Source organism: Arsenicibacter rosenii (assembly GCF_001870735.1).
Lineage (GTDB): Bacteria > Bacteroidota > Bacteroidia > Cytophagales > Spirosomataceae > Arsenicibacter > Arsenicibacter rosenii.
In genome coordinates, this window is the sequence record NZ_MORL01000001.1 from 495,583 (window position 1) to 514,932 (window position 19,350).

General features: G+C 52.7%; 13 protein-coding genes. 12 read left to right on the forward strand and 1 reads right to left on the reverse strand.

Annotated features, from left to right (window positions below; genetic code table 11):
* Window positions 1-78 precede the first annotated feature (78 nt).
* From BLX24_RS01840 to BLX24_RS01875, 8 genes are all read left to right on the forward strand, one after another.
* Window positions 79-2,178, forward strand: coding sequence for a PVC-type heme-binding CxxCH protein (locus BLX24_RS01840; protein WP_071501366.1), 2,100 nt, complete (start codon window positions 79-81; stop codon window positions 2,176-2,178).
* A gap of 46 nt (window positions 2,179-2,224) precedes the next feature.
* Complete coding sequence (locus BLX24_RS01845) at window positions 2,225-2,557, forward strand: high-potential iron-sulfur protein (protein WP_071501367.1); 333 nt, start codon at window positions 2,225-2,227, stop codon at window positions 2,555-2,557.
* 36 nt (window positions 2,558-2,593) lie between these two features.
* A complete protein-coding gene (locus BLX24_RS01850; RefSeq protein WP_071501368.1) occupies window positions 2,594-3,961 on the forward strand; it encodes a Gfo/Idh/MocA family oxidoreductase in 1,368 nt (455 codons plus the stop codon).
* Between the two features lie 170 nt (window positions 3,962-4,131).
* Window positions 4,132-5,457 carry a sugar MFS transporter gene (locus BLX24_RS01855; RefSeq protein ID WP_071501369.1) on the forward strand — a complete coding sequence of 442 codons (1,326 nt, stop codon included), beginning with the start codon at window positions 4,132-4,134 and terminating at the stop codon, window positions 5,455-5,457.
* Window positions 5,454-6,647, forward strand: a complete 1,194-nt coding sequence (gene nagA, locus BLX24_RS01860; protein ID WP_071501370.1) for an N-acetylglucosamine-6-phosphate deacetylase — start codon at window positions 5,454-5,456, stop codon at window positions 6,645-6,647. Before BLX24_RS01855 ends, nagA begins: the two co-directional genes overlap by 4 nt.
* A 15-nt stretch (window positions 6,648-6,662) precedes the next feature.
* Entirely contained in the window at window positions 6,663-7,433 is a 771-nt protein-coding gene (locus BLX24_RS01865; RefSeq protein ID WP_071501371.1) for a glucosamine-6-phosphate deaminase, read from the forward strand.
* A 165-nt stretch (window positions 7,434-7,598) separates the two neighbouring features.
* Window positions 7,599-8,765: an XRE family transcriptional regulator gene (locus BLX24_RS01870; protein WP_071501778.1), complete on the forward strand. Its 1,167-nt coding sequence runs from the start codon at window positions 7,599-7,601 to the stop codon at window positions 8,763-8,765.
* Between the two features lie 158 nt (window positions 8,766-8,923).
* Window positions 8,924-9,703: a hypothetical protein gene (locus BLX24_RS01875; RefSeq protein ID WP_071501372.1), complete on the forward strand. Its 780-nt coding sequence runs from the start codon at window positions 8,924-8,926 to the stop codon at window positions 9,701-9,703.
* A 128-nt stretch (window positions 9,704-9,831) separates the two neighbouring features.
* On the opposite strand, the gene BLX24_RS01880 is transcribed toward BLX24_RS01875, so the two are convergent.
* A complete protein-coding gene (locus tag BLX24_RS01880; RefSeq protein WP_071501373.1) occupies window positions 9,832-13,152 on the reverse strand; it encodes a UvrD-helicase domain-containing protein in 3,321 nt (1,106 codons plus the stop codon).
* Between the two features lie 92 nt (window positions 13,153-13,244).
* Here BLX24_RS01880 and BLX24_RS01885 point away from each other — a divergent pair, with 92 nt between their 5' ends.
* Genes BLX24_RS01885 through BLX24_RS01900 form a run of 4 tightly spaced genes read left to right on the forward strand, consistent with a single transcriptional unit; the run spans window position 13,245 to window position 19,238 of the window.
* Entirely contained in the window at window positions 13,245-16,694 is a 3,450-nt protein-coding gene (locus BLX24_RS01885; RefSeq protein ID WP_071501374.1) for a response regulator, read from the forward strand.
* Between the two features lie 3 nt (window positions 16,695-16,697).
* Complete coding sequence (locus BLX24_RS01890; protein WP_071501375.1) at window positions 16,698-17,537, forward strand: CheR family methyltransferase; 840 nt, start codon at window positions 16,698-16,700, stop codon at window positions 17,535-17,537.
* A complete protein-coding gene (locus BLX24_RS01895; protein ID WP_071501376.1) occupies window positions 17,534-18,118 on the forward strand; it encodes a chemotaxis protein CheB in 585 nt (194 codons plus the stop codon). Before BLX24_RS01890 ends, BLX24_RS01895 begins: the two co-directional genes overlap by 4 nt.
* A 10-nt stretch (window positions 18,119-18,128) precedes the next feature.
* Window positions 18,129-19,238, forward strand: coding sequence for a sensor histidine kinase (locus tag BLX24_RS01900; protein WP_071501377.1), 1,110 nt, complete (start codon window positions 18,129-18,131; stop codon window positions 19,236-19,238).
* Window positions 19,239-19,350 lie beyond the last annotated feature (112 nt).

The window sequence follows — 19,350 nt, forward strand, 5'->3', positions numbered from 1 at the left end:
ACTCTCACCCACAAGAACATTCGTACTTCGTTCAGTCTGAAACTAATACAACATCGTAGCGTACAACCTGAATCGCAAATGAAAAAAAGCCTGCTATTGTCTTTGCTGACGGGAGTTAGCTTGTCATGCGCAAACTATACCGACCCGCTGACACCCGACGAAGCCCTGAAAAGCTTCACCCTGCGTGATGACCGGCTGACGGTTGATATTTTTGCGACGGAGCCGCAGGTGCTCGACCCTGTCGACATGGTGTTTGATGAAAACGGCGATGCCTATGTCGTGGAAATGCCGGACTACCCGTCGAAGCCCGAAGACGGTACGCTGAACGGAGCCATCCGCCTGTTGCAGGACACGGACAATGACGGCCGGATCGACTCGGTGACTGTCTTTGCCGATAAACTTTCTGAAGCCACCAGTATTCTGCCCTGGCAGGGCGGTTTACTCGTAGCGGCGGCTCCGCACATTTATTTCATGAAGGATACCACCGGCGACCATCGGGCCGACGTGCGGGAAGTGCTCTTTTCGGGCTTTTTTGCCAGTAACTCCGAAGCTCAGATCACCAACCTGCACTACGGGATCGATAACTGGATTTATGCTTCCAACTGCGGGCAGGCGGGCGAGATTACCTACACACGCGACCCCAACGCAAAGCCGGTCTCAATCAAAGGCGGAGATTTCCGCTTCCGGCTGGATCGCGGGCAGTTCGAAATTGAATCCAGTTCAGGACAGTTCGGCATGGCCATAGACGATTGGGGTAACCGGTTTTTCACCGAAAACTCCCTGCATGCCCAGCACACGCCGATCCCCGCCCGTTACCTGTTCCGGCATCCGTTTCTGGCCTCGTATGATGTCGCGCTGAATATATCGGACCATGATCCGGAAATGTTTCAGGAAACGCCCCCGCCATACTGGCGCAAGGAGCGGACGATACGCCGGAATCAGCAATTCGAAGACGCCGGCCTCGACCGGCACGAATATGCTGAAGATCACTTTACCGGCGCCTCGGGTGGGACTTACTACGGCGGTACCCTGTTGCCGAAGGAGTATCAGGGAGCGCTTTTTACCGGTGAAGTGGCCGGAAACCTGATTCACCGCGATGTGCTGGTACCGGCAAAAGACAGTCCGACATTTGTGGCCAGGCGTGGTGAAACCGAAAAAACACAGGAGTTTCTGTATTCGACAGACCCGTGGTTCAGGCCTGCTCAGCTGAGTGTAGGTCCCGACGGCGTTCTGTATGTGATAGACATGTACCGCCAGCACATCGAAACGCCGACGGCCATTCCGGAAGACCTGAAAAAAGACATGGACTTTTTTAACGGCAGCAAGCTCGGCCGGATCTACCGGATCATTCCGAAAGATACCCGGATCGGGACCACGCGGCCGGCTCTTCGGGCTAAAACACCGGCCGGACTGGTGGCTCTGCTGGGTCATCCGCAGCAATGGTGGCGGTTACAGGCCCAGCGCTTACTGCTTGAAAAAGGGGATAAAACAATCATTCCGGCGGTTAAATCCGTATTTCTGACCCATACCGATGCCCGTGCCCGGTTGCATGCTTTTTTTGTGCTGGAGGGCCTGAATGCGTTAGATGACCGTATAATCAGCAAAGCGATGCAGGACAGGCAGCCTGATATACGTCGCTACGGTATCCGGCAGGCCGAAAAGAAACCGGCGTTTTTGCCGCAGATCATTGCCTTAACCAATGACCCGTCGGTACAGGTCGCCTATCAGGCCTGCCTGAGTCTGGGTGAATTTCCGGCTACGGTAACCAGCCGGCCTCTGGCGCGTGTGCTGGCGAAAACGGTGGATGATAAGTGGTTCCGGATGGGGGTGCTAAGTGCGCCGGCCGGGTCGTCGGTAGCCTTTATCGGACAGTTGCAGCAGGATGGGTTTCTGACACAACTGAGTGACGGCAAACGAACGTTTCTGGAAGAATACGGCCATGTCATCGGAGCCCGGAACCGGAACGGGGAGCCTGGCCGGTTGCTGACGCAATGGGAGGGCAACAAGCCGGTGTATGCCGCTTTGCTGAAAGGCATCACGGCAGGTCTGAAAAAAGCGGAACTCATGCCGGATGTTGCCCTGAAAGCCCGCTTGGATGAACTGATGCAACAGGCAGATTCAGTAACGAGAGAAAACATCAAGGCTGTGCTGACAAAGGATTCGGCAGGCAGACACTAAAACGGAACAGACCATCGCACGGTGTATTTATTCAGATGTCCGTAACATGAAACGAAGAAAATTTTTCATAACCGCCATTTCGTTGCCGCTGGCAGGTGTTTTGGTGAGTAGCTGTCAGTCAAAAACGACTTCTGAGGCAAGCGGTGCACAGACAACTACAGATTACTGCTCCGACTTCTCGGAAGTGCCGGAAAACGACCTGAAGACCCGTAAAAAGCTGGGGTATGTCGATCAATCGCCTATGGCGGAGTCTAAATGCGGGAACTGCAATCTGTGGTTACCACCCAAAGACGGTAAGCCGTGCGGCGGATGCATGCTCTTCAAAGGCCCGGTCCGGACAGAAGGATATTGTACCTACTGGGCACCGCAGCAAACATAAACGATACCAATAAACCGGTTAATTCTCAACTGTTACATGTCAAACAACCCTATCCGGTCAACAGACCCATCCCGTCGCGATTTTCTGAAAAAAACACTGACCGGCTCTGCTGCCCTGGCCATTGGCGGAGTACTGCCCGGATTTACGCCTAAAAGTTATGCCCGTATCCTGGGTGCCAACGAAAAAGTGCGGCTGGGCTTTATGGGGGTAAACAGCCGTGGCCTGGCCCTGGCCGGTAATTTTGCCCTGCAACCCAATTGCGATGTCGTTACCATTTCGGATGTCGATACGCGGGCGGCGGAAAAGTGTATCCATGCGGTGGCAAAAATTTCGGGGACCAAACCGAAAAATACGCCTGACTTCCGCAAGGCGCTGGAAGACAAGGATATGGATGGCTTAGTGGTGGCCGCACCGGATCACTGGCATGCCCCGGCTGCCATTCTGGCTTCAAAAGCCGGGAAGCATGTGTACCTCGAAAAACCGTGTTCGCATAACCCGAATGAAGGCGAATTGCTGGTGGCTGTCCAGAAAAAATACAAAAATGTCATCCAGATGGGGAATCAGCGCCGGTCGTGGCCGAATGTAAAACAAGCCATCAAGGAGATTCACGACGGCGTAATCGGACGACCCTATTTCGCCAAGGGCTGGTATACCAACAACCGCGCATCCATCGGCGTTGGCAAGGCCGTAGCGGTGCCGTCGTGGCTGAACTACGAGTTGTGGCAGGGACCGGCCCCGCGCCGGAGTTACAAAGACAATGTCATTCACTACAACTGGCACTGGTTCTGGCATTGGGGTACGGGCGAAGCGCTGAACAACGGTACGCATATGCTCGACCTGATGCGCTGGGGGATGCAGGCCGAATACCCGACCCGCGTGAGTTCGTCCGGCGGCCGCTACCGGTACCAGGACGACTGGGAAGCGCCGGATACGCAGGTAATCAATCTCGAATTTCCGGACAACAGGTTTATGACCTGGGAGGGGCGGAGCTGCAATAGCCGCAACGTGGAAGGCAGCAGCGTCGGCGTGTCGTTCTACGGCGAGAAAGGAACGCTGGAATACGGCGGAGGGAACGCCTATAAAATTTACGACCTTGATAACAAGCTTATTAAGGATGTGAAAAATGACCTGCCCATCGACCCGCGCAACAAAATGGACCCGTCGCAGGCACTGGATGCTACCCATTTTCAGAACTTTATTTCGGCCATCAAAAGCGGTACTCCGTTGGCTTCGGATATCCTGAGCGGACACCAGAGTACGCTGCTTTGCCAGCTGGGAAATATCGCTCTGCGCTCCGAAAGTATACTGGACATTGACCCGAAAACCGGCCGGATTAAAAACAACAAGGCGGCACAGAAATTCTGGACCCGCGACTACGAAAAAGGCTGGGAGCCGACGGTGTAAGTAAGTGGTAGACAGATTTATTTCTGTAACTTTTTAGCGATAGGTTTCACTATGTTTCCTGGCCTCCCTCTGGTCCGGCATACCGGGCCAAAGGGAGGATTGGGGCCGGTTTCCCCGCCGGAGGGGTTACCGGAAAGGGGTTTTTGAGTTTTAGCCAGTAAATCAACGCAATGAAAACGAGTGCAGTCGCAATTGACGTGAGCAGCCTGTCGAGGCGCGAAACCAACGTGTCGATCTTCCTGATCGGGGTAATGTTTTTTATCTTCGGCTTCATCTCATGGGTCAACTCCATCCTGATTCCGTACTTCAAAATTGCCTGTGAGCTGACCAGCTTTCAGGCCTATCTGGTCGCATTCGCCTTTTATATTGCCTATTTCATTATGTCGGTGCCGGCGTCCTACCTGCTGAAGACGCAGGGGTTTAAAAAAGGGATGATGTTCGGCTTCTGGTTCATGGCGATGGGGGCGTTTATATTTGTGCCGGCTGCCATGACCCGGACCTACGGCATTTTTCTGGCCGGCTTATTCACAATCGGCATCGGGCTGGCCATTCTGCAAACGGCTGCCAATCCGTATATCACGATTCTGGGCCCGAAAGAACGTGGTGCACAGCGGATCAGTATGATGGGGATCTGCAACAAGGCCGCCGGTATCCTGTCGCCCCTGATTTTTGCGGCCGTTATCCTGCGGCCGACCGACACCGACCTGTTTGCGCAGCTGGGAACGATGAATACCACCGAAAAAGCCGCCGCGCTGGATGAACTCGTCCGCCGGGTGATTCCGCCGTATACGGTGCTCGGGACGTTTTTGTTCGTGCTGGGGTATCTGGTATACCGCTCGCCGCTGCCGGAGATCAATACCGAACAGGAGACGCCGGAAGTGGCGTCGGCCAATGCCGGTAAAAAGAGCATTTTTGATTTCCCCCACCTGATACTGGGAGCCGTAGCGATTTTCCTGCATGTTGGTACGCAGGTGATTGCCATTGACACGGTGATCGGCTATGCCAATTCGATGGGCATTGACCTGCTGAAGGCCAAAACCTTCCCGTCGTATACGCTGGCCTGTACGATTTGCGGCTACCTGATCGGTATCATTATTATTCCGCGGTATGTCAGCCAGGTAAATGCCCTGCGGTTCTGTACCCTGCTTGGCACCCTGTTTACCCTGCTGATTATCCATACCGAGGGGACCGTAACCTTCCTTGGGCACTCCGCCGACATATCGATCTGGTTTGTGGTGTTACTCGGGCTGGCCAACTCGCTGGTATGGGCCGGTATCTGGCCGCTTGCCCTCGACGGATTGGGGCGTTATACCAAAATCGGTGCGTCGATTCTGATCATGGGCTTGTGCGGAAATGCCATAATGCCGCTGTTCTACGGTTATTTTGCCGATGCCTACGATGTCCGGACGGCATACTGGGTCCTGTTTCCATGTTATCTGTATCTGGTGTATTATGCCGTTTACGGCCATAAAGTAAAACGGTGGCGTCTCGCATGAAAACAGTCATTACCAACGGGACCGTCCTGACCCCGTTCCGGACCATTCAAAACGGTTCAGTGGTGATCGAAGCGGGTAAAATTATCGGTATACAGGCCGGAAAAGCCGAGGTGCCGGATGCCGGCGTAATTGATGCCGGAGGACAATACATCGCTCCCGGCTTTATTGACCTGCATGTCCATGGCGGTGGCGGCCACGACTTTATGGATGGGACGGAAGAGGCGTTCCTGTCTATTGCCCGGACCCATGCCCGGTATGGCACTACGGCAATGGTACCCACAACGCTGACGGCCGAAAAGGAGGATTTGCTGCATACGCTGGATGTGTATGAACGGGCGCACCGGCAAAACACGGACGGGGCCGCTTTTTTGGGGATGCACCTCGAAGGGCCCTATTTTGCCTTGTCGCAGCGGGGGGCGCAGGATCCGCGCTACATCCGTAACCCCGATCCGGCGGAATATGAGGAAATTCTGGACCATTCGCCGTCGATTGCCCGCTGGAGTGCGGCTCCGGAGTTGCCGGGAGCGATTCCGTTTGGCCGGCGCTTGCGCGAAAAGGGTATTCTGGCGGCCATCGCCCATACCGATGCGTTCTACGATGATGTGGTGCAGGCATATGAAACGGGCTATTCGCTGGTGACGCATCTGTACTCGGCCATGTCGGGGGTGACGCGGAAAAATGCGTTCCGGTATGCAGGGGTGATCGAAAGCGCTTACCTGCTCGACCTTGATGTCGAAATTATCGGCGATGGCATTCATTTACCCGTCCCTTTGCTCAAACTGGTTTACAAACTCAAAGGACCTGACCGCACGGCGCTCATTACGGATGCGATGCGTGGGGCCGCCATGCCCGAAGGCGAAAGCATACTCGGGTCACTGAAGAACGGTCTGAGCGTGATCATTGAAGACGGGGTCGCCAAATTGCCCGACCGCACCTCATTTGCCGGCAGCGTGGCCACCTTCGACCGGCTGGTGCGCAACATGGTGACGATGGCCGGTGTACCGTTGCCGGATGCCGTACGCATGGGCAGCACCACACCGGCCCGCATCATGGGTGTCGGCGGGCAGAAAGGAGCCCTGACGGTTGGCAGGGATGCCGACGTGATTCTGTTCGATGACAACATAAACGTCAGCCTGACGATGGTCGGCGGCAGGGTGGTCTATCAGGAAAATACGAACGCTTTATGCTAAAAATAGTCAGAAAATATGCCATTAACGTTTGAAACAACCGTAGATACATTACAGGTAAGAGAGTTTGCTACGCGGCAGGAGCTTGGGGCAGATGCCGCACAGAAAGCAGGCGATAAAATTCGTGAATTGCTTGGTCGTCAGGAGGTAGTAAATGTCATTTTTGCCGCAGCACCGTCACAGAATGAGTTTCTGGACGCGCTGGCCGAACAACCCGGTATTGACTGGCAGCGGGTAAATGCGTTTCACATGGACGAATACATCGGTTTACCGGACGAAGCGCCCCAGCGGTTCGGGAATTTCCTGAAAGACCGCTTTTTTGCCAGAGTACCGCTGCGGAATGTCTTCTATATCAACGGCAACGTCACTGACCCCGACGCCGAATGTGCCCGTTACGAAGCCTTGCTGGAGGCGTATCCGACAGACATTGTCTGCATGGGTATCGGGGAGAACTGCCACATCGCCTTTAATGATCCGCATGTGGCCCTGTTCAATGATCCGGTGCTGGTAAAAAAGGTCGGTCTTGACCTGACCAGTCGGTGGCAGCAGGTACACGACGGCTGTTTCGCGGCCCTCGACGACGTACCGGAGTATGCCCTGACGCTGACCATTCCGGCGCTCGTGAAGGCACCTGCCGTGTTTTGTATGGTTCCTGCTGCGCATAAAGCCGAAGCCATTGCCCATACCCTGCAGGACGATATTACTGAAACATACCCCTCTACCATTCTGCGGCAACACCCCGACGCGACTCTGTTCATTGATGCCGACAGCGGGAAGCGTTTACACTGATGCTTAATTGGCGGATGGTTTCTACGTTCCGGGTTCTGATAGGTCTGCGTTAAGCCCTGCGAACCCGGAACAAAAAAAATACCGTTTTAGCAGAAAATGCCGGTTTTCTGGATTTTTTTAGCAAAAACCATATTTTTACTAAAAAAAGAGCAGACACCGACACCCATGAGTCTCGTCAGCGAAAATATTAAGTATCTCCGCAAACTAAACGGACTGACCCAGGAGCAATTCTCCCGGCGCATCGGCATCAAACGGTCGTTGCTCGGAGCCTATGAGGAAGCGCGGGCCAACCCGAACCCGAATAACCTGATTGCCATCGCTAAAGCGTTTAATGTCAGCGTCGAAAACCTGCAGCGCCACGATTTACGGAAGCTGCGGGAGACGCCAAGCCTGACCATGTCTTTTGACCGGCAGGCCGCTCCGTCGCGGGTAGACACAACAGCCCCGTCCCGGTCGATGTTTGCCGATGACGATCCGTTTGGCGATCCACCGCAGACTAACCGTCCGGATCTGGCAGATGTCCCCAAACCATTAGCATCGGTGCTTGAAAAATATTACCGCAATCCAACGGCAGTTCCGCCGCCGGCGGGTCCGCACATTGCCGGACAAAATCAGGTGCCGAATCCATACCATACGCCCGTACCTGAACCGCCGGTCATCCGTGACCCGGTCATCCGCGACCCGGTCTCACGTGACCCGGTCTCACGTGACGCGGTCATCCGTGATCAGCCAATGGGAGGGGGGATGCCGCGGATGGAGCCGATGCCGGCACCGAAGGCATCGGGAAGCCATGAGATGCCGCTGGTCTTTAACAACAGTTATGAGCAGGCAACGGGTGTGCCGGTGGTCAGCGAGCAGCCCGCCGCGCAGCCGGTGCCGCTGGTTATGCAGTACCAGTTTGCGGAATACCAGCAGCGCCATCAGCAGGCTGATTTTATCAGCCGTCTGCCAACCATGCGGTTGCCGACCTTACCCGTGGGTAATTACCGGGCCTTTGAAGCCGATGCCGATTTTGTGATGCCGGGTGCCTTGCTGGTCGGCCAGTTTATCCGTAACTGGTTCGATATTGTGGATGGCCGCCTGTATGTGTTGATGCTCCACCATCAGGGGCTGGTCTGCCGACGTATATTCAATCAGGTGAAAGTAAAAGGCACCTTATTACTGACGGCTGATAAGGCCACGGTAGCCAGCCGCGAAGTGCCCCTCAAGGATGTACTGGAAGTCTGGGAAATCAGAGCGTTTTTCAGCCAGCAGCTCCCCGAACCACCCCCCAATCAGGAGCGCCTGCGCCAGCTGGTCGAAGAGCTACGATTTGAGGTAAACAGGATGTAGAAGGGGATTGCTAACGGAAATGCCCCAATTGTCGGGAAACAGTTGGGGCATTTTTATGCCGGTACCGCTTACCTTCATACAATACAAATCATGAGAATAGCGATCTGATTATCAGAAAACCCCCGCATCTTTGCGCTTCGACAAACATACACGCATATATGAAAACACTAGTCAGGCTACTACTCTTCTGCGGTACGGTTCAGGTTGCTATGGGGCAGCAAACGGTTGATTTCAGAGAGCTTAACCGGTATGTAAACGTGGTGCCGGGTGGCACAGAGCGCGCTTTGAAGCGGGTTGAAATACAATCGGATATCGATACAAGCTGGTCACGCTGGCAAGAACGGGGTTATAGTTTCGGATTTAATCCATCCTTAACACCCATGTACACAACAATAAACGGAATTTTGTCCACGCCGTACATGATTCAGGTGCGGGGAAATGCAGAGGAGCGTAATAAAAAACGCTGGGGCTATCACGTTTTTGAAGGCTATGCCCGTGATGATAAATCGCGCATAACCATGCTGGTCAATAAACATACTGAGCTGGAACGTCCTGTTGCTGAACTGTATTACTACGGAACTACTTACAACCATACTGAGCAGGCCTATAACTGGTTTAGAATCGGGTCAGATGTCCGGCAGCATTCATTTCTGTTTGGCCGTGATCAGGCGGTTTTTTATGGGTCGCTGAAACTGACCAATGTGCTCACCCTCGGAGCACTCGGTAAAGAGGATCTTTCCAGTGAAAAACCGCAGGGCGATGATGAACGGAATTACAAGGAAGACGCCAGATATGTCAATTATAAAGAGCTGAAAAACAGCGGCGACGGAACCATATTTTACGATAAAGATAACAAAATCGTGGTTATCAAGGTCGACGGTAAATGGATGAAGCTTAAGGTTGAAGAGTTGCCTGCCGGCATAAACTATACGTTTTGACCGGACTTCCAATCCGCTTCCGTAGGTGTTTTTTAATACTCCACGCAGCGCGTGGTAATGGGTTGATGATGATAACGGGCAGACCTCGCTGTTGGATAAACGCAACGACAAGGTCTGCTGACAAAAACTTAAACCGGAACCACTTTAGGCTGATCGGTGAGGTAAACGAGCCGACCCTCAACTTCGTTGTAGCCCATTTCGCGGTACAGATTCGTAAAATAACGCAGGTTTTGCGAGTCCTGATCGGCTATGTTCGGGGCGCTCTGAAATTGTACCAATACCAGACTGCCGTCGGGGCGGTGGACCACGCGGTGGGGGGCATTGTGTAACCGCTTGCGGTTCAGGATACTCCGGTCGGTGTCTACCCGCAGGGCAGGATCGAACAGCGAGGCGAGGTCAGGGTGGTTCACAATGGCGGTGAGCCGTTGACGGATATCGTTAGATTCCGCCGTCCGGATGAGTCCTTCGCTGATCAGCTGCCGTAGAATCGGGTCGATACCGGCCGCGCTTTTTAGCAAACTCAGAGCCGCTACTAACTTCCGGTCACGGTCGTGGGTACGCTCAAACGTACGGGTATCAAACAGCCGTTCTGCCTGCCGGCGCAACTGCATGTTCTGTGCCCGGTCACCACTCGTGACCGCTTCAATCCAGATAACAGACTCATCTTTAGGGATTTGCTTTTTCGGGAACGAGTCCGGACAAGCCGATAAGATGTACGTTGACCTCCCTTCGGACCAGCCGCAGCCACAGGCTTTGGCTTCGTCACTTAGTAAAAAAGCATGAAGCCAGTAACTTACCGACTTCTGAGCCATCTGTTTACTAAAATCCTTTTGCTGGGCAATAACATACAACCGGTCTGTAGGGCGGGTAAAGGCCACGTATAACAGGTTCATGTTTTCCAGAAATACGCGGGTTGTCTCCTCTTCGTGCTGAGAACGAATGGATTGCGGCAACCGGGCCACGGCCTCACTACGCAGCCGCGCAGGGGCGTGTCTGAGCCGGATCACTTCGCCCGTTGGCAGGCTATGCCGCAGCGGGTCAGCCTTTAACGAGCTGAGTGCCAGCCACAAGTCCCCGCGCGGGGCAACTTCCCAGTTAGCAAACGGGATAATGACTACCGGATATTCCAGCCCTTTCGATTTGTGAATGGTCTGAATACTAACGGCATTGGTCTGCGCCCCTTCGCCCACCGAAACCTTGTGCTGAACCGATTCCCAGTAGAGCAGAAAGTCTGCCAGGTGGCCGCTTTGCTTATGGCCGAACGTCAGTACCTCATCCAGAAAGCGGAAAAGGAACGGCGACTCCGACTCGCGGTCGTACAAACCGAAGAAATAAATCAGCTTTTCGGCCAGTTCATAGGCATTCAACTGCCGGAGTGCGTGTGGGTTAAGGGAATGCCCATGCTCGCGGAAATACTGGTATACCATGGTATCATCATGCGATTCGGCGAGGGTGCGCAGTTCCGCCGTCTGGGTGTCGTCGGGCTGAATGCCCCGCACCACCCGGCAATACAGGTACAGCAGCTCGTACCGGAGCAGCTTCAGATCGGGCCGGATCAGTACCTGCATCAGCGTGACAATCATCCGGACACTGTCGGCATACTGTAGGGAGAGCGAATCGGCCGACACCAGCGGAATCTTCAGGGCATTCAGTTCGTTTGCCAGCGCTTTTGCCTGGTCTTTTTTGCGGCATAGAATGGCAATGTCGCCGTACTGATAGCCGTCTGCCAGGGCCTGATTCAGGTGTTCGAGTGTTTTCGCCAGCATGACACTTGTCAGGTCGGCCGACTCGTCGCCGTCTTCCTTACTCACAAAATCGATCTGCACATGGCCTTCCTCGCGGGCTTTGGGCGAATGCAGCTGGTGGAACAACTGCTCGCGGTCGAACACATCGGTAATTTTCTGATGATCCCCCTCAAAGCGGCGTGCCACAAACTCAAAGAGCTGGTTATTAAAGGTAACGATCGGTTTGGCACTGCGCCAGTTTGTTCCCAGAATCTCGCTGTGGAGGTTACCGTACAGGCTGTCAATGCGTTCGGCCGTGAAGGAGGCAGGGGAGTGGGCCTGTTTCAGCGAAGCGAGGTCATTGCGGTGCAGCGCCACAATCTGATCCATATCCCCCCCGCGAAAGCGATAAATGGCCTGTTTCCCGTCGCCCACCGCCAGATTGAAATGACCGAAGCCAAGCGCGTTGTCGATAAGCGGGAGCAGGTTAGCAAACTGCAGTTTCGAGGTGTCCTGAAACTCATCGATCAGGATATGGTTGTATTTTGCCCCCAGCCGTTCGTACAGAAAGGGGACGGGCTCGGTGGCGACAATGTTGAGAATCTTTTTGTTGAATTCCGAAATATGCACCCGTCCGTCTTTCCGGAGCAGGTCGTCGAATTCGGTACGGAGTTGTTTTAGCAAGGCAATCTTATACAGATGCGGCATAATGCCGTCGTAGAGCATGGCTAGGCTCAGGCGCTCCCCGCGGATGGTTTCAATGGCTTCAAAGCAGCGGCACAGCGCATCAGCCATGCCGTCGATCATCGACTGCACGTGCTTCGGGGCTTTTTTGGTATACCAGGCCCCTTCTTTCACCGCTTTTTCGTGATAAGAGTTCACCGGTTTGTAGGCATCTCCCTCGGCAATGGCCCTGAAATAGCCGCCAATGCCTTTACTCCCCTGCGAAAAATCGCCTTCCGACAGATGCTGTCCGGTAATGAGGGTCCAGGCCTGCCGGCCATGCGCCACAATATCGTCTTCCATTTGCTGCCGGAAGTCCAGCATTTTCCGGCGCATGGCTTTGATGGCTGACGGGGTCAGTTCCTGAATGGCCAGAATGGCTTCGTAGAGCTGATCGGAGGTTAAATGGCGGCCAAACTCCCGCAGCAGTACGGGCAACTGATTCCAGTTTTCACCTTCGGCGGCCGTTTCGCGGTAGTATTGTGTCAGAATGTCGGTTACCTCCGACATCTCATCGGCGCCGGCCTTTTCGATCAGATTGTCGACCGCGAGGGCCAGTACCTCGTCAGTATCCATTTCTACCTCAAACGAATAGGGCAAACCCAGCTCATCGGTAAATGCGGTAACAATCCGCTGGGTAAAGCTATCAATGGTGGTTACCGAAAAATTGGAGTAATCATGCAGGATGGTCCGGTAAACGCCATGGGCCCGGGTACGCAGCCGCTTTTTGGCTACCTCAAACGCATCGGTCCCCGCCTCAACACCATAAAGCTCGGTGGTCAGATCGTCGATCAGGGGAAGCTCTATGCCTTCTGCCATGTCCTGAAGCCGTTCGAGAATCCGGTTTTTCATCTCGTTGGCGGCGGCATTGGTAAACGTAATGGCCAGAATCTGGCTGAAATAGCGTTCACTACTTTCCGGTTTAAGGGCTAATTTCAGATACTCCCGGGTAAGGGTGTACGTTTTTCCCGAACCGGCCGATGAACTATATATTTTAAACATAGGGTTACAATACTTCGGCGGATTGTTGGCCAGTAAACAGGTGTTGAGCCGTATAAAGTTCGTATATTTCCCGCTCTTATTGATAAACGTTTATGAGACTTGCATCGTCTAACTGGCTCCATCTGGGGTCGGCCCTGATCATTGGTGTGGGGGTGATACTGGGAACTATGTTCTTCCGGACGATTAACCGCCAGATTGATGAAGCCGCATGGGTCCGGGAAAAGCACCAGACCATCAATCAGTTGCTGATAATCGAAAAACTGCTGGTGGATATGGAGACCGGTCAGCGGGCCTTTCGCCTGACTAATCAGAAACGGTTTCTGCTGCCTTATAATCAGGCCTTGCCTCAGGTGGAAATTTCCCTTAAAAAAGCCGCCGATCTGACCAAAGACGATACGCAGCAGATTGATCGCTTTGAGCGGGTCCGGTTACAGATCGGCCATCTGATCCAGTTCTGGAGTGAACAGAGTGAGCATAATCAGAGTGAGGTGGCCGGAAATCCGGTACAGCTTACCCTGCAGGAAAAAAAGCAGATGGATGAGGTCCGGCTTGGGCTGTCGCAACTGCTTCGGGTGGAGCAGCAGGCGCTGGATGACAACGAAAAACAAACCGCCGAATGGGTCGATTCCATGACCTTTAACAGCGTGCTGGGGACGGCATTGCTGTTTCTGGTGGCCGCCGTCATCACCTACTTCTACTTCCTTGAATTCAAAAAACAGAAAGAGATCGAAGATAAATTGCAGCACTCGGTCGATGAGCTGGAAACGTTTAATCAGGAAACCCGCGAACGCAACTGGTATCTGACCGGTGTGGCTACCCTGAATGATGCGCTTCAGAATCTGAACGAACTCGAATCGGTCAGTAAGGAAGCCCTCAATGTGCTGGTACAGTATCTGAAGGTACCGGTCGCCGCCTTCTATTGTTTCGATGAAGATCATCAGTTGCTGGAATTAAATGCGGCGGTAGCGCTGCCGGCATCGGCGCCGGGCGCCTTTAGGTTAGGGGAAGGCCTGGTCGGACAAGCCGCAAAAAGCAAACAGATTCAGATTACAGACCAGGTGCCGGGCGGGTTCTGGACCATCCGGTCGGCGAGCGGACAACATGTGCCTAAGCAGGTGGTCTGTATTCCGCTCTGGAACGGTAAGGAACTGAAAGGCGTGATTGAGTTCGGTACATTTGACCCCTTAACGCCGCAGGCGATGACGCTCCTGAAAGGAATTGCCAAAGACATTGCCGTCGCGATCAGCGCCGTACAGTCGCGCCGGAAAATCATGAGCCTTCTGGAACAGGTACAGCTCCAGAAGGAGGTGCTCGAAAACCAGCAGGATGAACTCCGGCAGACCAACGAAGAACTGACCCGGCAGACCGAAAGTCTGCAGGCGTCTGAAGAAGAACTGCGGGTACAGGAAGAGGAACTGCGGCAGATCAATACCGAACTGGAAGAACGGAACGCGGCCATGGAACTGACACGGCAGGCACTTGCGGTGAAGGCTAAAGAGCTGGAAATCACGGGTAAATATAAATCGGAGTTTCTGGCTAATATGTCGCATGAACTCCGGACGCCGCTCAACAGCGTACTGATACTGGCTGGTTTGTTGTCAGAGAACAAAAACAAAAATCTGACCGACAAACAGGTCGAATACGCGCATGTGATTCAGAAATCAGGGTCCGATCTGTTGAAACTCATCAACGATATTCTCGACCTGTCGAAGATCGAAGCCGGTAAAATCGACTTCCAGTTTGAGGACGTTGCTACCGACAGCATACTGCGGGATCTGAACCAGCTTTTCAAAGTAGTGGCAGACGAAAAAGGGGTTTCGCTGCTGATGGATGTAAAAAAATCGGTTCCTGCCACCCTGCATACCGACAAGCAGCGTCTGGAGCAGGTTATTCAGAACCTGCTGTCGAATGCCCTGAAGTTTACCCCGAAAGGCGGGACGGTGAGCCTGACGTTTGATGTGAGCGATCAGCTGAGCGGCTTTACCAATGAATCCCTGTCGATGGCCAGCCAGGTGCTCCGGATCGCCGTGACGGATACGGGCATTGGTATTCCGCCGGAAAAACAGCAGCTTATCTTTGAAGCCTTCCAGCAGGCCGACGGTTCGACCAACCGCAAATTTGGCGGAACCGGCCTTGGCCTCTCCATTGTAAAAGAGCTGGTCCGGCGTCTGGGCGGAGAGGTTAGTCTGCAAAGTGAAGCAGGTAAAGGAAGTACGTTTACAATATATTTACCACAATCAGCGGGAGAGCCAACAGAACCGGCAACCGTAACCGAAAAGCCGGCCACGTTTACCATAATTAATCCGCCGAAAAGCATCGCCAGAGGCAGCGAAGACGGAGTAGAAGACGACCGGAATACCGTTCATGAAGGCGATCGGCTTGTGCTGATCATCGAAGATGATCCGGTATTTGCCCGTATCGTACGGGATGTTGCCAGGGCCCGGCAGTACAAGGCACTGGTGGCGTTGCAGGGGGATGAGGGCATGGAACTGGCCCGGCATTATAAGCCCTCAGCCATCATTCTCGACATGAAACTGCCTGTGGTCGACGGCTGGAGCATTCTGAGCTGGCTGAAAAGTGACCCCCGGCTGAAATCCATTCCGGTTCATGTTATTTCCGGAGCGGATGAAGTGCGGTTGTCTGAGAACGGTTTACAGGCTTACCTACAGAAGCCGGTTACCAAGCAGGATCTGGACAATGTATTTGCGCTGCTGGATACCCAGCTGGATGGTAAACCCAAAAAGGTACTCGTCTGGTCATCGCAGGAAATCGTACCGGGAGCCCTGTCTGCCTTTATCCGGCAGCGGTATGGCGAACTCGTATGCGATTACACAACAACGCTGGCCAATACCTTGCAGCAACTGGATGAAAAACAGTATGATTGTCTGCTGGTTGATATCCGTGGGAATCTCCGGACCGGAATAAGTGAACTTGAGCAGATAAATCTGCGGGTGAAAGCTACCAATCTGCCCGTAATCTGCTATATTAATGAGGATCTTGCATCGACAGACGAGCGCCAGCTGAAGCGGTTAACCAGTGCGGTGATACGGGAATCGGCGCAGTCGGCCGAACGGCTTATGGATGAGCTGGAACTGTTTCTGTTTAAGGTCCGTGAAGAAAAACACGAACCATTACCACAGGCCGGACCTCTGGCGGGTGCCGGTACGCTGAAGGGCAGGAAAGTATTACTGGTTGACGATGATATGCGTAATGTGTTTGCCCTGAGCACGTTACTCGATGAACAGCAAATGGACGTTGTTACGGCTGATAATGGCCGGGAGGCACTGGATATGTTAGAGGAACATGCTGATGTAGACATTGTTCTTATGGATATTATGATGCCCGAAATGGACGGCTATGAGGCCACCCGCCGGATACGGCAGGATCTGGGCCGGGGTACCTTGCCGATCATAGCCCTGACGGCCAAGGCCATGCCCGGCGACCGTGAAAAAGTGATCGAGGCCGGCGCGTCAGATTATATTACTAAACCCGTAGATAGTACCAGGCTTTTCTCGCTGATGCGGATCTGGCTGTCCCGATGAGATATGTTACAACCACCCCATCCGCATATACAGTTAACAAACGACGAACTCGATGCGATAATTGATCTGATCTGGAAGCAGTACGGCTATGATTTCAGTCATTATGCGCGGGCATCCCTGATGCGGCGTGTCACACGTTGTATGCTGAATGCCGGTTTCCGGACCGGTTACGAGCTGAAATACCATCTGACCAACGACCGGAATTTCTTTTACTGGTTTTTGCAGACGCTGACTGTCAACGTAACCGAAATGTTCCGGGACCCGGTAGTGTATCGGGAATTGCGGGAGAAAGTGCTGCCTAAACTGGCCTCTTACCCCGTTATTAAAGTCTGGCATGCCGGCTGTGCTACCGGAGAAGAAGTCTTTTCGATGGCCATTCTGTTGCACGAGGCGGGATTACTGAACCGGGCACGCCTTTATGCCACCGACATCAATCCGGCTAATCTGGAGCAGGCCAGGAAAGGCATGGTACCGGTACACCCTATGAAAGAATATGCACATAACTACCAGCAGGCGGGCGGGCGACGGGACTTTACGGGATACTTTACCTTTTTTAACGAAGGGGCGGAGATAAAACCTGAATTGCGGAAAGACATTATTTTCGCCCAGCACAATCTGGTTAGTGATCAGGTTTTTAACGAGTTCCAGCTCATTATTTGCAGAAATGTGATGATTTATTTTGACAAAGTGCTGCAAAATCGTGTTACTACGTTGTTCTATGATAGTCTGTCCCCGCTGGGGTATCTGATGATCGGAATGAAAGAATCGCTTCTTTTCACGAATGTCAGTCCGCATTTTGAGGAAACAAGCGCTGGTTTACGCATTTATCGCCGGAAAAAATGAGCTTACTTACCGGAAAACAGATCAATGTGCTGGCTATCGGCGGTTCTGCCGGTAGCATTCCGGTATTAATCAGCCTGCTTAAATCTATATCTAAGCCGGTTCCGTATACAGTTATTATAGTTATTCATCGATTGAAAAACGTTCATAGCGAGCTTTCCTTATTACTTTCGGGTGGGTTAGGGTATCTACAGGTAATCGAACCGGATGATAAGATGCCGGTTGAACCGGATCGACTGTACCTGGCCCCTCAGAATTACCACCTGCTGATTGAAGCCGACCTTACGTTCAGCCTTGATTATTCTGAACCGGTTTTGTTTAGCCGGCCATCTATTGACGTTACCTTTGAGAGTGTGGCGCAGGTGTTTGGTCAGGGAGCCGTTGCCATTTTGCTGAGCGGTGCCAACGAAGACGGAGCCAGGGGAATCAGAAGCATTATCGAAGAAGGAGGAACGGCCATTATACAGGCCCCGCACACCGCCGCTTATCAATCCATGCCGCTAGCCGCTATCCGGCTAAATCAAGAAGCCAATGTATTGCAACCAGAAGAAATGATTGAGCAGTTACGACGCTCAACCGGGTAAAATTGCGTTTATGACATCAACGTTATTAAAAAGACCGTTCACCATTTTATTGGTCGACGATCGGGAAGAAAATTTGCTGGCTCTGGAAGAGATGCTGGAGCAGGACGGCCGTATATTTATCAAAGCCACTTCGGGTAACGAAGCGCTGCGCTATGCGCTTAAAAATGATCAGATCGGTCTGATTATGCTGGATGTACAGATGCCCGGTATGGATGGTTTTGAAGTAGCCCGGCTGCTGAAAACGAATCCGAAAACCAGGCACATCTCTATCATTTTCGTCACCGCCATCAGTAAGGAAGAGCAGTATATCCTGAAAGGATTTGATGAAGGGGCTGTTGATTACCTGCAGAAGCCGCTCGACATAAACGTCACAAAAGCCAAAGTGAATGTGTTTGAGCGGTTGTATCAATACCAGCGGGAGTTGAAGGAAACCATCGGTGAAGTTGAAAAAATCAATAAACAGCTCGAAAAGTTTGTCTATATCGTAGCTCATGATCTGAAATCGCCGCTTACGGGTATGATCGGCGCCCTTTCGCTGCTCGAACAACGGGAATCGTTCAAGCTTACTCCGGACGATGTAGACGAATACATCAGACATTCCAAAGACGCATCAACGTATTTGTCAGGCATGATTAATGCCCTGCTCGACTATTCCCGGAAAAGTATTACTCAGCAATCCATTGAAGAGGTAGATACTCAGGAACTTGTAGAGCAGATTGCCAGATTACTGTTTCCCCCGCGCCGGATTAAAATCCGTATTAACGGCCGGTTACCGGTCTTAAAAACAAACAAAATCAAACTTCAGCAGGTCTTTCAGAATTTGCTTAGCAATGCGGTAAAGTACCACGATAAACCGGATGGCTACGTCGATGTAAGTTGTCAGGATAACGGCGATTTCATTACTTTCTATGTAAAGGATAACGGGCCGGGTATCCCGATGGAAGATCAGCAGAATATTTTCCGGTTGTTTCAGACATCTGTGAACCATTCCGGTGCAGACACCAGTACGGGAGTCGGGTTGTCTATTCTGAAGCTGATTGTGGAAGAGCAGGGCGGTCAGATAAAGCTGGAATCAAGTCCGGAGAACGGTAGTTTGTTTTCTTTTGACTGGAGAAAATGACAGGCTGTTTTTTTCAGAATAAAACGTGAAATTTGCTAATACCATTTGGTAAGAATGGGAATATGATTGTTTTCTCTGAAATACGATCGTAAATTAAAGGGATAAATTATTC